This window comes from Roseixanthobacter finlandensis (genome assembly GCF_043195105.2).
Taxonomy (GTDB): domain Bacteria; phylum Pseudomonadota; class Alphaproteobacteria; order Rhizobiales; family Xanthobacteraceae; genus NCEH01.
Genome location: NZ_CM195536.1, coordinates 3,644,018 through 3,658,384, shown reverse-complemented (window position 1 = coordinate 3,658,384; position 14,367 = coordinate 3,644,018). Strand labels below are relative to the sequence as shown.

Genomic DNA, 14,367 nt, shown 5'->3' with positions numbered 1-14,367 from the left:
CCAAAGACGAGATGGCGCCGCCGCGTGTGACATGACCGGCGAGAAAAATGTGGCCTGCCGGAAATTATTGCGCCCCCGGCCGGCCGGTTCGATAGGCTGCCTGATCGATGCCATGGCGGCGCAGCTTGTCGTAGAAGGTCTTGCGGGGAATGCCGAGCGCCTTCACCGCCGCCTGCACATCGCCACAGCTTTCCGCCAGCGCCGCGCGGATTTCACCGGCCTCGAACGCCTCCATGCGCTCGGGCAGGGGCGCCCGGTCGCCCGAGCCCGTCGGCGGAACAGGGTTTGCGACCAGGCCGAGGGCGACGCGCTCGGCATAATGCACCAGCTCGCGCACATTGCCCGGCCAGTCATGGGTATCGAGATGGCGGCGCACGCTTTCGCCGATCTGCACCGGCTCGCGCTGGAATCTGGTGCAGGCGAGCGCGAGGAAATGGCCGAACAGCAGCGCCACGTCGGCGCGCCGCTCGCGCAGCGGCGGAAGGTGCAGGGTCGCCACATGCAGGCGATAATAGAGGTCTTCCCGGAACGAGCCCTGCCGCACCAGGGCCTGGAGATTGATCTTGGCGGCGGCCACCACGCGGATGTCCACGCGGCGCACTTCATTGGTGCCGAGCGGGGTGATCTCGCGCGCCTCCAGCACCCGCAGCAGCTTGACCTGGAGCGCCGGCGACATGGCCTCGATCTCGTCCAGGAACAGCGTGCCGCCATGGGCATGCTCGATGCGCCCCACGCGCTTCTTCATGGCGCCGGTGAAGGCGCCGGCCTCGTGGCCGAAAAGTTCGCTCTCGATCACGCTTTCCGGCAGGGCGCCGCAATTCACCGCCACGAACGGGCGGGCGGCCCGCCGGCTCAGCCGGTGCAGGGCATTGGCCACCACTTCCTTGCCGCTGCCGGTTTCGCCCTCCACCAGCACGTCGACATCGGCGTCGGCAAGCTGGCGCAACGTCTGGCGCAGGCGCGCCATTTCTGCGGTCTCGCCGAGCAAGGGCAGGTCCTCGCTCGCCGCTTCCGCGCGCCGCCGCAGCTCGCGGTTCTCCAGGACCAGGCGACGCTTCTCGCGGGCGTGCCGCACCGCGCCGAGCAGGCGCTCGCCGGGATAGGGTTTGGCGAGAAAATCATAGGCGCCCTCGCGCATGGCATCCACCGCCATGGCGATGTCGCCGTGCCCGGTAATCAGGATCACCGGCAGGTCCGGGTCGATCTTGCGCAGGCGGCGGAACAGCTCCAGGCCATCCATGCCCGGCATGCGCACGTCGCTCACCACGACGCCGGGAAAGCCGGCGTCGATGGCCTCCAGCGCCGCGGCGCCGGAGGCGAATGGCGCGACGGTAAGGCCGGCCAGCATCAGCGCCTGGACATTGGCGGCGCGCAGGATGTCGTCGTCGTCGATGAAGGCCACGTCCATCAGGGCGCCCTTGGCAAGGTGAGGGTGAAGCGCGCGCCGTCGCGGTTCTCGGCGGCGAGGGTGCCGCCGAATCCGGCGACGATGTCATGTGAGATCACAAGGCCGAGCCCGAGACCCTGCGCCTTGGTGGTGGTGAACGGCATGAACAGCGCCTCCATCACGTTGGGTGGCAGGCCGGGGCCGTTGTCCGCGACTTCGATGCGCACCTGTTCGGCGGCGGCCTCGGCCTGGATGCGGATCTTCCCGTCCGCTTGCCCGGCCAAGGCTTCAAGGGCATTTTGCAGCAGATTGACGAACACCTGCTCCAAGCGCACCCGCTCGGCGGTCACGCGCACATTTTCGTCCGCGATCGCGATCTCGATGCCGACCGCCTGCTGGGTCAGGCGATGGCCCACCAGCAGCAGCGCCCCGTCGATGGCGGCGCGCAGCGGCACGCTCTCCAGCCGGCCTTCCGCCTTGCGGGCGAAGGCGCGCAATTCCCCGGTGATGGCGCCGATGCGGTCGGTGAGGGCGGCGATGGTGGTGAGGTTGGCCCGCGCCGCCTGCGTATCGCCCCGGTCCAGGAAGAGTTCGGAATTCTCCGCGAAGGTGCGGATCGCGGCCACCGGCTGGTTGACCTCATGGGCCACCGAGGCGGCGATCTGGCCGAGCACCGCGAGCTTGCTCGCCTGGACAAGATCGTCCTTCAGCCCGTCGAGGGCGTTCTGGGTGCGCCGCCGCTCCTCCATCTCGTCCTGAAGGCGGGCGTTGGCGCGGCTTAATTCGGTGGTGCGTTCGGCCACCCGCTCCTCCAGCTGGCGCCGCGCCGCCGCCTGCCGCGCCGTATCCTCCAGGTGCCGGGCGCGGCGGGAGACGGCGAGGGCGCCGAGGCCGAGCCCGAGCAATGTTACGAGCACCGCCAGCACCCGCGCGGCGCCGGTCGCAAGGTTCATGGCGGCATCGGCGGGGGCGAGCACGTCCAGCGTCCAGCCGGTGGTCGGCACCTCGGCGGAGGCTTCCACGAACAGGCGCTGTTTGCGCTGGCCGGGAAGTGTGGCCCGCACCAGCCCCGCCATGGCGGGATCGGGGATGATCGGCAGAGGGGCGAGCGTGGCATCGCCGAACTGGAGGCTCGCCCGCAATTCCTCCCTCCGCTCCGGCGCGATGGGCGCGATCGCCCGGAAGCGCCAATCCGGCACGCTGCTGACCAGAACGATCGCCCGGGCGTCGGTGACGAAGGTCGGCTCGGCGAACTGGCGCCACTGGTCCTCGATGGCCTCGAACTCGGCCTTGACCACCAGCACGCCAAGGGGACCGGAGGGCCCGTCGATGCGCCGGGTGAGATAGAGGCCGGGTTGTCGGCTCACGGTGCCGAAGGCGAAATGTTCGGCGCTGCCATCCGCCATCGCCGTGCGGAAATAGGGCCGAAAAGCATAATTAGAGCCCACGAAACTTGCCGAAGTTCCCGCATTGCTGGCGGCGATGGTCAGGCCAGTGACGTCGAGCAAATAGATCGCGCCGGTCCGCGTGCCGGCCGCGAGCCCCGCGAATTTGGCGTCGAGCGCGGAAAGGCGTGCGGGATCAGGATGTTCCAGCGTCGCCCGCACGTCCGGATCTTGGGCGAGCACCACCGGCAAGGTACGTTGCTTCTCGATCTCACTGCGGATCACCGCAACCCGCAAAAGCGCCGCCGCATCAGCATCCGTGCGCAATTGGGACAGCGCCCAATGGGCGCCCACATAGGCCGCCAGGCGATCCACGGCGACCAGGGCGAGGAGCACCAGCGCCGCCCCCGCGAGCCGCCGCATGGTGCGCTTCCTGGTCGCCGACCATCCTGCCGCGCGCCACGCGAACGCCGCCATGTCGTCTCCTTCTGTGTGCGGATTTTCGCACTTTTGTGACGCTTACTGTGCATCAAACCGCACGCGAAGTCGAGCGCGGCCGCGCAAGGCGGAATCAAATGCGTTTGAGTTCAATGTGTTGCCCCAGTCCCCTGCGGCTGATGGGGCTGGCATGCGTCTTGCGCGGGGCTTCGGGCGGCGTGGAGCAGCGCCGGGTCCTGACACCACCATCAAGGTTCCAGAACGCCGCCCGCGGAATGAGGCGCCGATGGTCAATGCGAGAGGAAACACCATGAAACCCGCCACCGTCCCCGCCACGCCGGCTCCGGCCGTGCATCGCAAATTCTATCGCCACCTTTATTTTCAGGTGCTCCTGGCGATCGCCGCCGGCATCCTGCTCGGCCATTTCTATCCGACCCTCGCCACCGACCTGAAGCCGCTGGGCGACGCCTTCATCAAGCTGGTGAAGATGATCATCGCACCGGTGATCTTCCTCACCGTGGTCACCGGCATCGCCGGCATGCGCGACCTCGGCAAGGTGGGCCGCGTGGCCGGCAAGGCGATGATCTATTTCCTCACCTTCTCCACCCTGGCGCTGGTCATCGGCCTCATCGTGGGCAATGTGGTCCAGCCGGGGGCGGGGTTGCATATTGATCCCGCGAGCCTCGATCCCAAGGCGGTCGCGAACTACACCAGCAAGGCCCACGACCAGAGCATCGTCGGCTTCCTGATGGCCATCATTCCCAACACGCCGGTGAGCGCGCTGGCCTCGGGCGACATTCTTCAGGTGCTGTTCTTCGCAGTGCTGTTCGGCATTGCCCTCGCCGCCATCGGCGATCGCGGCGAGCCGGTGATGAACGTGCTGAACTCGCTCTCGCAGGCCATGTTCCGCCTGGTGGCGATCCTGATGAAGACCGCCCCCATCGGCGCGTTCGGTGCCATGGCCTTCACCATCGGCAAATACGGCATCGGCTCGGTGGCGAGCCTCGCCATGCTGGTCGGCACCTTCTATCTGACGGCCGGTTTGTTCGTGTTCATCGTGCTGGGCGCCGTGGCGCGCTATAATGGTTTCTCTATTTTCGCGCTGCTGCGCTACATCAAGGAAGAATTGCTGCTGGTCCTCGGCACCTCTTCTTCCGAGGCGGCGCTTCCCAGCCTGATGGAGAAGATGGAGCGGGCCGGCTGCGCCAAGTCGGTGGTGGGGCTCGTGATCCCCACCGGTTATTCGTTCAACCTGGACGGCACCAATATCTACATGACGCTGGCGGCGCTGTTCATCGCTCAGGCCACCGGCATCGACCTCAGCCTGACCGACCAGGTGGTCCTGCTGCTGGTGGCGATGCTCAGCTCGAAGGGCGCGGCCGGCATCACGGGCGCGGGCTTCATCACCCTGGCGGCGACCCTCTCCGTGGTCCCGGCGGTGCCTGTGGCGGGCATGGCGCTCATTCTCGGCATTGACCGCTTCATGTCGGAGTGCCGCGCCATCACCAATTTCATCGGCAATGCGGTGGCGACCATCGTGGTGGCGCGCTGGGAAGGTGAACTGAACGCGGACCAACTCGCCCGCGCCCTCGCCGGGCAGGTGGACCCCGATACCCTGCTCGATCGCCCGGTGGTGCTGGACGGGGACACGGCGACGGTCCGCAACGCCGCCTGAACACGGACGGCCGGATGCCTGCATCCGGCCGGTCAAGGCGGGCTGGCAGCTCCGGGAGAAGTGGGAGTCCATGAAAGATCGCGGCCGGCAAACAGGCGCGGTGTACTCACCGCAACTTCCCGTTGACTTCAGTCTGACGCGCCGAAGCCGCCGCTCAGTTAGAACGGGAACCCATTGGGCCCCGATCTGCCTTCGCGCCTTGGCCGCCAGATTTATTCGGACGAGGGTCGAACGTGTCCGGCGGTGGGCGGCAGTGTCTGCGCCTCTCCGGCGCTCCGGGTCTGCTTCTTGCGACTTGGCTCTTTTCCGTCGGCAAGCACGATCTTCGCCGTCTGCAAATAATGGTCGCGCATCAGCTCGATCGCAAGATCCACATCATGGGCCAGGAACGCGTCGGCGACGCGGGTATATTCCTTGCTCAGATCACGCCGCATCTCGGGAGTTGCGATGGAGAACCAACGATAACGCTCGCTCTGGAGCATGAGCATCTCGCGCATTCGCAAGAGCCATGGGTTATCGCAGGTCGCGACAAGTGCATGATGGAAGTGATGGTGCGCGTCAGCCCAGTCCTGAGTGACGTTGCCGGATGAATCGTGCCGCGGCGTGCGAAGCAACCCGTGGAGCGCCGATACGATTGCTTGTTCCCACGCGATGGTCGCATGGGCGATGGCAGACCGGATGCAGGGCTCCTCGATGAGGAGCCGCACCTGCGTAAGATGGTGAAGTTCTTCCGGAGCAATGGGGGCGACCCGAAAGCCGCGCTGCGGCTGAGATTCCACCAGGCCGTCAGAGGTCAGGCGGGAGAGGGCCTCCCGCACGGCGCTCTGATTGGCTGAAAATTGCTCGCACAACTCCGAAATCACCAGCTTTTTGCCCGGAGCCAGTCGGCCATTGAGCAATTGGGCTCGGATCTGCTCATAAGCGAACTGGGTCCGGCTGGATGGAGGCGTCTGTCTGCTCAGCATATCGAGCGATAATCCCTTTTTGACGCCGATACCATGGAGAGCGAAAAAAGTCCATTTTTCGCACTTGAAGGCACGTTGCCCATCGGCGTGTTTCTGGTTCGCCGCGCGAAGCCAGCATCCATTTCAGCCAAGGGCCGGGCCGTTCGTCCGGTTCCGGCCAGCAAGCAGGCGGCGGAGCAAGCCGCGAAGCCCGCCGGCTCGGCGGATGGCCGGAACGGCATGCAGGATCTGGTCTGGAGCAGGTTGCGTCCGGGCTGCATCCGGCGCGCCCTCGGCATCCTGCTCCCGACAACTGATCAGCAGCAGATGGGCATACATATGGGCTGCACATGTACACATTGTCGTCCTCCCACATTCTTTTCACCGTTCATGTCGGCGTGGCTGACCCACGCTCTTCGCCATACACGGCGCCCCTGCCCTCGACGGCCCGGGGCATCGCGGCACCAAGAATGACGACTTATTCGAAAAAAGTCCATAATTGTTGTTGACATGGATTTTATGGATTGGCATCGTCAAGGTAACAACAGCGAAAAATCGCTGGATTGGAAACGCTCGCAGCTCAATGTCTCGGCCGACGCCCGTCGCCGAAGGACTAGAGGTCTGCTGTTGTCGAGGGCCGGTCGTGAAAACCAAAGTCATCATCACGTGTGCAATCACCGGCGGCATTCATACGCCGACGATGTCCCCGTATCTGCCGATTACACCTGACGAAATTGTCACGCAGTCTGTCGAGGCGGCGCAGGCGGGTGCATCAATACTCCACCTTCATGCCCGTGATCCGAAGGATGGGCGGCCGACGCCCGACCCCGCCGTCTTCATGCAATTCCTGCCGCGGATCAAGCAGAGCACGGATGCGGTCATCAACATCACCACCGGCGGCGGCCTCAACATGACGGTGGAGGACCGCCTCGCTGCGCCCCTGAAGGCGGCGCCGGAGATGTGCTCCCTCAACATGGGATCCATGAACTTCGCGCTGCATCCCCTTGTCGCGCGCTATTCGGATTGGAAGCATCCTTGGGAGGAGCCGTACCTCACCGGAACCAAGGATTTTATCTTCCGCAATACGTTTGGCGACATCGAGCGTATTTACAAGCTGCTCGGCGAGGGTCACGGCACGAAGTTTGAACACGAGTGCTACGACGTCGGCCACCTGTATAATCTGGCCCATTGCCTCGATCAGGGGTGGTTCAAGCCGCCTGTTTTTTTGCAGCTCATCTTTGGCATTCTCGGCGGCATTGGCGCGGACATGGACAATCTCCTGTTCATGAAACGCACCGCCGACAAGCTTTTTGGCAATGACTACCACTGGTCGGTGCTGGCAGCCGGGCGGCATCAGATGCCCTTCGCGACGCAGGCCGCCATGCTGGGCGGCAATGTGCGGGTGGGGCTCGAAGACAGCCTCTTCCTCGGCCGCGGCAAGCTCGCCACGAGCAATGCCGCGCAGGTCGCGAAGATCCGCCGCATCCTGGAGGAGCTGGGCCACGAGATCGCAACGCCGGACGAAGCGCGGGCAGTGCTCGGCCTCAAAGGTGCGGATCGTGTCGCGTTCTGAACCGGCGCGGATCACAGATCATCAATGGACAGAACCGGCCAGGAGCCGAAGGGAGGGCTGAGATGCTCGAGAAAACAGATGTCGTCGCCGTCGAGAAGCAGGGCGATGTGGCCATCCTCACCATGCGGTTCGCACCGCATAATCTCGTGGGATGCGACCTTGGACCGGCGCTCATCGACGCCATCGATCGTGCGCTTCAATCGGGTGCCCGGGCCATCGTCCTGAAAAGCGCCCTGCGCCATTTTTCGGCCGGCGCCGACCTTGCGCTCTTCAAGGCGCAGGGCGCCCAGTTCCGCGAACAGTTTGACGCCCTCGGCGTGATGCGCGCTCTCGAGGCATGCCCGGTTCCGACCGTCGCTGCGGTCCATGGCGTGGCGCTTGGTGGCGGTTTCGAGCTGGCGCTGCTCTGCGACTTCATCGTCGCGGCAGCATCCTCGAAATTCGGCCTCGTGGAGGCAAGCTTAGGATTGCATCCGTTGATGGGCGGCATCCAGCGGGTGATCGCGCGCGCCGGCGTCGCACGCGCAAACGAAATCGTCATGCTGGCCCGCCGTCACGACGCATCGACGCTGGAGCGCTGGGGCATTGTCAACCGCGTCGTTCCGGATGCGCAGCTCGACGAGCTCTCTTTGGCGCTCGCGACGGAGCTGTCGTTCGGCCCCACCGCCGCGCACGGCTGCACGAAGCGCCTCGTGCGCATCTATCAGCAGGATGGCATGCGTGCCGCGGATGAAGCCATGACCGAAGTCCAGCTCCCCATCTGGTCCAGCGAGGACCTGTCGATCGGCCTGTCGGCCTTCGAGGAGAAGGGCCCGGGCCAGGCGGTGTTCGTCGGTCGCTGAAGGAGATAAAGATGGCAAAAGGCCCCCTGGACGGCATTCGCGTCGTCGATTTCTCCCGTGTCCTTGCGGGTCCGCACTGCACGAAGACCCTGCATGATCTTGGTGCCGACATCATCAAGATCGAACCGCCGCGGCCGGATATTTCCCGCGCGGCCGTTCCTAACAGGGAGGGAATCTCCCATTATTACATCCAGCAGAATGCGGGAAAGCGCAATCTCAGCCTCGATCTGAACCATTCCGAGGCCCGTGAGATCGCCATGCAACTCTGCGACAAGGCGGATATCATCGTCGAGAATTTCAGGGCGGGCACGCTGGCGTTCTTCGGGCTCGACTATGAGACCGTCGCGGCCCGTAATCCCGGTGTGATCTATGCGTCCATCAGCGGCTACGGGCAGGGCGGGCCGCTCTCGCATCGCGCGGCCTACGCCCCGACCGTGCACGCGGAAGCTGGGTTCGTGCAGGGCCTGCACGCCCATCTTGGGGAGGATCTGCGCGTACAACGCCACGACGCTTATTCCCATGCTGACGTTTATACCGGCCTTGAAGCGGTGATCGGCATTCTCGCCGCCCTCCATCGGCGCGACGAGACCGGCTTAGGCCAGTATGTGGATGTGGCGATGGCGGCCACGATCCTGGCCGTGAACGAACGGGTTCATGCAGACCTGTCGGGAGTCGATCTCGGGGCGGAACCTGCCGCGCTGGGTCCCGCCTGGTCGCCCTTTTACCGCACGGCCTCGGGTGAGGAGATCACGATCGCCACTAGCATCGTCAGCAGCCTGACCTTTCCCTTCTACGTCGGCGCCATGCGTCGTGGCGATCTGATGAACGATCCTCGGTTCGCGACCGCGGAAGCGCGGATGCGCAATGCGGCCGCCTTTCACGAGATCTTCCAGCGCTGGATCCTCACGTTCCCGACGTTGGAAATGCTGGATGCCCAGCTCGATGAGGCCAAGCTCGCGTTTGGCGTGGTGCGATCGGTGGAGGAATTCGTAGGCTCCGAGTGGGCCGAATGGTGGGGCGCGGTCGATTACGTCGATGATCGCCACGGCGGCACCGCGCGTATTCCCGGCCGCCCCTGGCGGTTTTCCAGGGATCAGCTCGAACATCCCGGACTCCCCGCCTTCCGCGGCGAACACAACAGGGACGTAGTGAGAGAGCTCGGCTACGGGCCGGACGAGATCGCGGCATTGGAGGCAAAGGGCGTGCTTACCTCGCATGTCCCTGGCTGCGCCTGACGCCGCTTGAGACCAGTCAAAAAAAGAGCGACCGCACACGGAATGGGCGGCGCCAGAGGGAGGAAAGACATGATGAAATCAGCCTTCAAACATCTGCCCGCGGCCACGGTCGCCGCCGCCATCTGGCTCGGCGCCGCCGGTACCGGGCTTGCCGATGTGAAGATCGGCGCCACGGTTTCGGTGACCGGTCCGGCGGCGTCTCTGGGCATTCCCTACAAGAATACGCTCGAACTTCTGCCCAAGGAGATCGCCGGTGAGAAGATCGACTGGATCATCCTTGATGATGGGTCAGATCCTACCACCGCCGTCAAGAACGTGAAGAAGCTCATCAGCGAATACAATGTGGACGCCATCGTGGGTGCGAATACTTCGCCCATCGGGGTTGCCAATATCGACGTGGTCGCGGAAGGCAAGACGCCGTTCTTGGTCCAGGCGGCAACCGCGCGCATGGTCCTGCCGATGGACGACAAGCGCTATTGGGTGTTCAAGCAATCGCAGGCCGACAGCATGATGGTGCATGCCATCGTGGCCCATATGAAGAAATCGGGTGTGAAGAGCGTCGCCTTCATGGGCTTCAACGATGCGTTCGGCGACAGCTTCTGGGATGAATTCCAGAAGGCCGCGCAGGAAGCGGGCCTCAAGGTGGTCGCATCCGAGCGTTATTCTCGGACCGATACCAGCGTGACCGGGCAGGTGCTGAAGATCGTCTCCGCCAAGCCCGACGCGGTGTTCATCGCCGCGGTCGGGACGCCCGCCGCTCTGCCGGCCGCTGCGCTCCGGGACCGTGGCTATCAGGGCAAGCAGTACCAGACCCATGCCGTGCTGAATGCGGACTTCCTGCGGGTCGGCGGCAAGGCAGTGGAGGGCACTATCCTCGCCGCCGGGCCCATGCTCGTGGCCGAGCAACTGCCCGATTCTGACCCCGTGAAGGCGGTCGCGCTGAACTATGTGCGCACCTATGAGGAAAAATACGGCGCGGGCAGCCGCGCCGGCTTCGGCGGCCATGCATATGACGCCTATGCCCTGCTTGCCGCGGCCTTGCCGAAGGCTCTGAAGGTGGCGAAACCCGGCACTCCGGAATTCCGCCAGGCCCTGCGCGATGCCATTGAATCAAGCAAGAATGTCCCCGGCGTGCACGGCGTGTTCAACATCACACCCGCCGACCATGTGGGGCTCGACAATCGCGCGCGGGTGATTGTGCAGGTCAAGGACGGCTCCTGGAAGCTGATCGACCTGCTCGCCACCGACTGATGGTCCAGCGCTGCCGGCCCGCACGGCGCCGGCAGCCCCGAACACAGACGGCTTTCGGGAGAAAGCACATGGATTTCCAGATTGCCTCCATCCTCGCTCAGGACGGAGCGGTGAACGGCGCCATCTATGCTCTCATCGCCCTGGCGCTGGTGCTGACCTTCAGTGTGACCCGGGTCATCTTCGTGCCCCAGGGTGAGTTTGTAACTTATGGCGCCTTGACGCTCGCCCTGCTCCAGACCGGGCGGGTGCCCGCGACCTTCTGGCTGCTGCTCGCGATGACGGGATGGGCCGCCGCTGCCATGGTCGCCGCCTGGATGGCGACGCCGGCCCGGACCATAGCGGGATTTCTCTCCCAGCTCGCCATTCTCACCGCTCCGACGGGTGTGGCGGCCATCCTGCTGTTTGTCGTGGATGCCCCGCGTGCGGGCTTCGCGGTGCAGGTGCTCACGACCTTATTCGTGGTGGTGCCGCTGGGACCGCTGCTTTACCGGACCATTTATGCGCCCATCGCTCACTATTCCGTGCTGCTGCTGCTGATCGTCTCGGTCGCGGTCCATCTTGCAATGGTCGGCTTTGGCCTTTCCTTCTTCGGGGCGGAAGGTTTCCGCACGCCTCCGTTGATCCCGTTCGACGTGTCTTTCGCGGGGCTGAGCTTTACCGGGTCGGAAGCCTCGATCTTCGCTGTGACCGCGCTTGTCATGGTGGCCTTGGCGCTCCTCTTCGCGCTGACGACCTTCGGCAAGGCCCTGCGCGCCATGGCTTCGAACCGCATCGGGGCGCGCATCGTGGGGATCCGCCCGGAGCGCGGCGGCAGCATGGCCTTTACGCTTGCCGCGCTGCTGGGCGTCGTGAGCGGGCTCCTCATCGGCCCGGTCACCACGCTCTATTACGACACCGGATTCTTCATAGCGCTCAAGGGGTTCGTGGCGGCCATCATCGGCAATCTCACGAGTTTCCCCCTGGCGGTGGCCGGTGCTCTCTTCGTCGGCCTCACGGAAAGCTACGCCTCCTTTTTCGCCAGTGCCTTCAAGGAAGCCATCGTGTTCTTCCTCGTGCTGCCAGTGCTGCTCTGGTTGTCGCTCCAACATAATTATTCGGAGGAGTGATGAAAGCGACCGCTCTTTTCCTGGTGGGGCTTGTGCTCGCCATCGCGCTCTCGCGCGTCCTACCCGAATATTACGCGACGCTGCTGATCTATATCGGCCTTGCCGCGCTCGTCTGTGTCGGCCTGGTGATGCTCACGGGTGTAACCGGCGCCACCTCTTTCGGCCAGGCGACCTTCGTGGGTCTCGGGGCCTATGCGACGGCGATCGCGACGACCGCTTTCGGCCTCTCCCCCTGGATCGGCCTTATCTTCGCCCTCGCGATCACGGGGCTTGCGGCTTTCGTTATCGCGCTCGTGACGCTGCGCCTGTCGGGCCATTATCTCCCGCTCGGCACCATCGCCTGGGCGGTGGGCTTCTATATCGTATTCGGCAATCTCGAGATCACCGGCCGCTTCACCGGCCTCTCCGGCATCCCGCCGATCACGGTGGGCACCTATCCTCTTGCCAGCGCACGGGACATGCTGCCGCTGGTGCTGGGCGTGCTGGGGGTCGCCTGCTGGACCTCGGCGAACCTTCTCAATTCCCGCGCCGGGCGTGTGCTGCGGGCCATCAACGGTCAGGCGATCATGGCCGAAGCCATGGGGGTCGACACCGCGCGCTATCGGATGAAGGTGTTCGTCTATGCCGCGTTGCTCGCGGGCCTGTCCGGATGGCTCTACGCCCATTTCCAGAGATTCGTGAATCCGACGCCGTTCGGGCTCAACATGGGTATCGAATATCTGTTCATGATTGTCATCGGCGGCATGTCCTCCATCGCGGGGGCAGTGCTCGGCTCCGCCGTCGTGATCATGCTGAAGCAATGGCTTCAGGATCTGCTGCCAGCGCTCATCGGCGACGGCGCGCAGTTCGAGGTGATCGCCTTCAGCCTCGTGGTCATCGCACTGATGCGTTTCATGCCCGACGGGTTGTGGCCGCGTTTCGCCGCGCTGGCGGCCCGCTTCAGAACGGCGCCGGCGACCTCGGTTTCGTCTGGCGCGACCGCCGCCGGGCCCACGCTTGCGGTGCGAGAGGGCGGGCGCGAGCCAGCCTTGAGCACGCTCCTTTCCATTGAGGGGGCGCGCAAGGAGTTCGGCGGCCTCGCGGCCGTGCAGGATGTGGGATTCGAAGTGAACGCGCAGGAGATCGTCGCGCTCATCGGACCCAACGGTGCGGGAAAGAGCACCATGTTCAACCTCATCACGGGGGTTCTGCTTCCCACTTCCGGCTCGATCTGCCTGCATGGAGCACGGATCGATCGCAAGCCGGCCCGCACCATCGCATCCAAGGGCGTGGCGCGGACGTTCCAGCATGTGAAGCTGCTGGCCGACCGCCCGGTGATAGAGAACGTGATGTTGGGAGCGCATCGGTCCGCCTCCTGCGGCTTCGTGCGCAACGCGCTCCACCTGGACCGGGGAGAGGAAGCGACGCTCCGCGCGCGGGCCGAGCGCGCGCTCGCAGAAACGGGACTCCTCGCCGAGCGCGACAGGCCAGCGGGCCAGCTCTCGCTCGGCCAGCAGCGCATCGTCGAGATCGCCCGTGCGTTGGTGCTCGAACCCTCGATCCTTCTGCTGGACGAACCAGCGGCGGGACTGCGGTTCGCCGAGAAGCAACGGCTTGCGGACTTGCTCCGCACGCTGAGGGCGCGCGGCGTGAGCGTGCTGCTTGTCGAGCACGACATGGAATTTGTCATGAACCTCGCGGATCGCATCGTGGTGATGGAATACGGCGTGAAGATCGCCGAGGGCGTGCCCTCCCTTGTGCAAAGCGACCCTCGGGTGCTCGAAGCCTATCTGGGAGGCGTCGCATGAGCCTGCTGGAGATCAAGGGAATTCGCGTCGGCTACGGCCGCGCCGAGGCCATCTTCGGCATCGATCTGAAGGCCGAAGAAGGTCAGATCACGACCGTCATCGGTCCCAACGGTGCCGGCAAGACCACGCTCCTTGCGGCGACGGCCGGCCTCAACGCCCTCATTGCCGGGCGCATCCGCTTCGATGGTCACGACATCACCCGGCTGCCGATCGAAGACCGCCTCGCCGCGGGCATTGCTTTGGTGCCGGAGAAACGCGAGCTGTTCGCCGATATGGCGGTCGAGGACAATCTCGGCCTTGGGGCCTATCTGCGCGGCCGGGCCGGGGCTGTGCGCGCATGCGAGCGCATCTATGCCCTGTTCCCCCGTCTGAAGGAGCGGCGCCGGCAGCTCGCCGGCACGCTCTCTGGTGGAGAGCGACAGATGCTCGCCCTCGGTCGGGCGCTCATGTGCGGGCCTCGCCTGCTGTTGCTCGACGAACCGAGCCTCGGCCTCGCACCAAGGATCATCGCGCAGACGATGCAGGTGATCCGTCAGCTTCGTGATGAAGGCACGTCAATCGTGCTCGTGGAGCAGAACGCGCGGGCGGCACTCGCCATCGCCGACCGCGGGTACGTCATCGAGTCCGGGCGCATCACGCTGGAAGGCGGGGCGCAGGACCTCGCCTGCGACCCGCGGGTCGCGGCGATCTACATCGGCACTCACGGCGGAGCGTCCATGGCCGCGCGCTGATCCGATAACGCGT

At 65.0% G+C, this 14,367-nt stretch carries 11 protein-coding genes; 8 read left to right on the top strand and 3 right to left on the bottom strand.

The features are described 5' to 3' along the window. Positions 1-64 precede the first annotated feature (64 nt). Positions 65-1,408 carry a sigma-54-dependent transcriptional regulator gene (locus V5G24_RS17320; protein WP_394080742.1) on the bottom strand — a complete coding sequence of 448 codons (1,344 nt, stop codon included), beginning with the start codon at positions 1,406-1,408 and terminating at the stop codon, positions 65-67. Next, positions 1,408-3,249, bottom strand: coding sequence for a sensor histidine kinase (locus V5G24_RS17315; protein ID WP_394080744.1), 1,842 nt, complete (start codon positions 3,247-3,249; stop codon positions 1,408-1,410). The genes V5G24_RS17320 and V5G24_RS17315 overlap by 1 nt, the downstream gene beginning before the upstream one ends. A gap of 271 nt (positions 3,250-3,520) precedes the next feature. Between V5G24_RS17315 and V5G24_RS17310 the strand changes: the two genes are divergently transcribed. Next, positions 3,521-4,885 carry a dicarboxylate/amino acid:cation symporter gene (locus V5G24_RS17310; protein ID WP_394080746.1) on the top strand — a complete coding sequence of 455 codons (1,365 nt, stop codon included), beginning with the start codon at positions 3,521-3,523 and terminating at the stop codon, positions 4,883-4,885. Positions 4,886-5,097: 212 nt separating this feature from the next. Here V5G24_RS17310 and V5G24_RS17305 read toward each other — a convergent pair whose 3' ends face one another. Further along, positions 5,098-5,850 (bottom strand): GntR family transcriptional regulator, encoded by a 753-nt coding sequence (locus tag V5G24_RS17305; protein ID WP_394080747.1) that lies wholly within the window; start codon positions 5,848-5,850, stop codon positions 5,098-5,100. Between the two features lie 679 nt (positions 5,851-6,529). Here V5G24_RS17305 and kce point away from each other — a divergent pair. The 7 genes from kce (at position 6,530) to V5G24_RS17270 (ending at position 14,354) form a co-directional block, all read left to right on the top strand. Further along, the gene (gene kce / locus V5G24_RS17300; protein WP_509292327.1) at positions 6,530-7,402 is read left to right on the top strand and encodes a 3,5-dioxohexanoate:acetyl-CoA acetone transferase; all 873 of its coding nucleotides are present in this window, start codon (positions 6,530-6,532) and stop codon (positions 7,400-7,402) included. Between the two features lie 107 nt (positions 7,403-7,509). Next, complete coding sequence (locus V5G24_RS17295; protein ID WP_394080751.1) at positions 7,510-8,244, top strand: enoyl-CoA hydratase/isomerase family protein; 735 nt, start codon at positions 7,510-7,512, stop codon at positions 8,242-8,244. 11 nt (positions 8,245-8,255) lie between these two features. Further along, on the top strand, positions 8,256-9,479 hold the full coding sequence (locus tag V5G24_RS17290; RefSeq protein WP_394080753.1) for a CaiB/BaiF CoA transferase family protein: 1,224 nt from the start codon (positions 8,256-8,258) through the stop codon (positions 9,477-9,479). A gap of 69 nt (positions 9,480-9,548) precedes the next feature. Next, positions 9,549-10,730, top strand: a complete 1,182-nt coding sequence (locus V5G24_RS17285; protein ID WP_394080755.1) for an ABC transporter substrate-binding protein — start codon at positions 9,549-9,551, stop codon at positions 10,728-10,730. A 68-nt stretch (positions 10,731-10,798) separates the two neighbouring features. After that, positions 10,799-11,836, top strand: coding sequence for a branched-chain amino acid ABC transporter permease (locus V5G24_RS17280; protein ID WP_394080757.1), 1,038 nt, complete (start codon positions 10,799-10,801; stop codon positions 11,834-11,836). After that, positions 11,836-13,623, top strand: a complete 1,788-nt coding sequence (locus V5G24_RS17275; protein WP_394080759.1) for a branched-chain amino acid ABC transporter ATP-binding protein/permease — start codon at positions 11,836-11,838, stop codon at positions 13,621-13,623. The genes V5G24_RS17280 and V5G24_RS17275 overlap by 1 nt, the downstream gene beginning before the upstream one ends. Then, on the top strand, positions 13,620-14,354 hold the full coding sequence (locus tag V5G24_RS17270) for an ABC transporter ATP-binding protein (protein WP_394080761.1): 735 nt from the start codon (positions 13,620-13,622) through the stop codon (positions 14,352-14,354). The genes V5G24_RS17275 and V5G24_RS17270 overlap by 4 nt, the downstream gene beginning before the upstream one ends. Positions 14,355-14,367 lie beyond the last annotated feature (13 nt).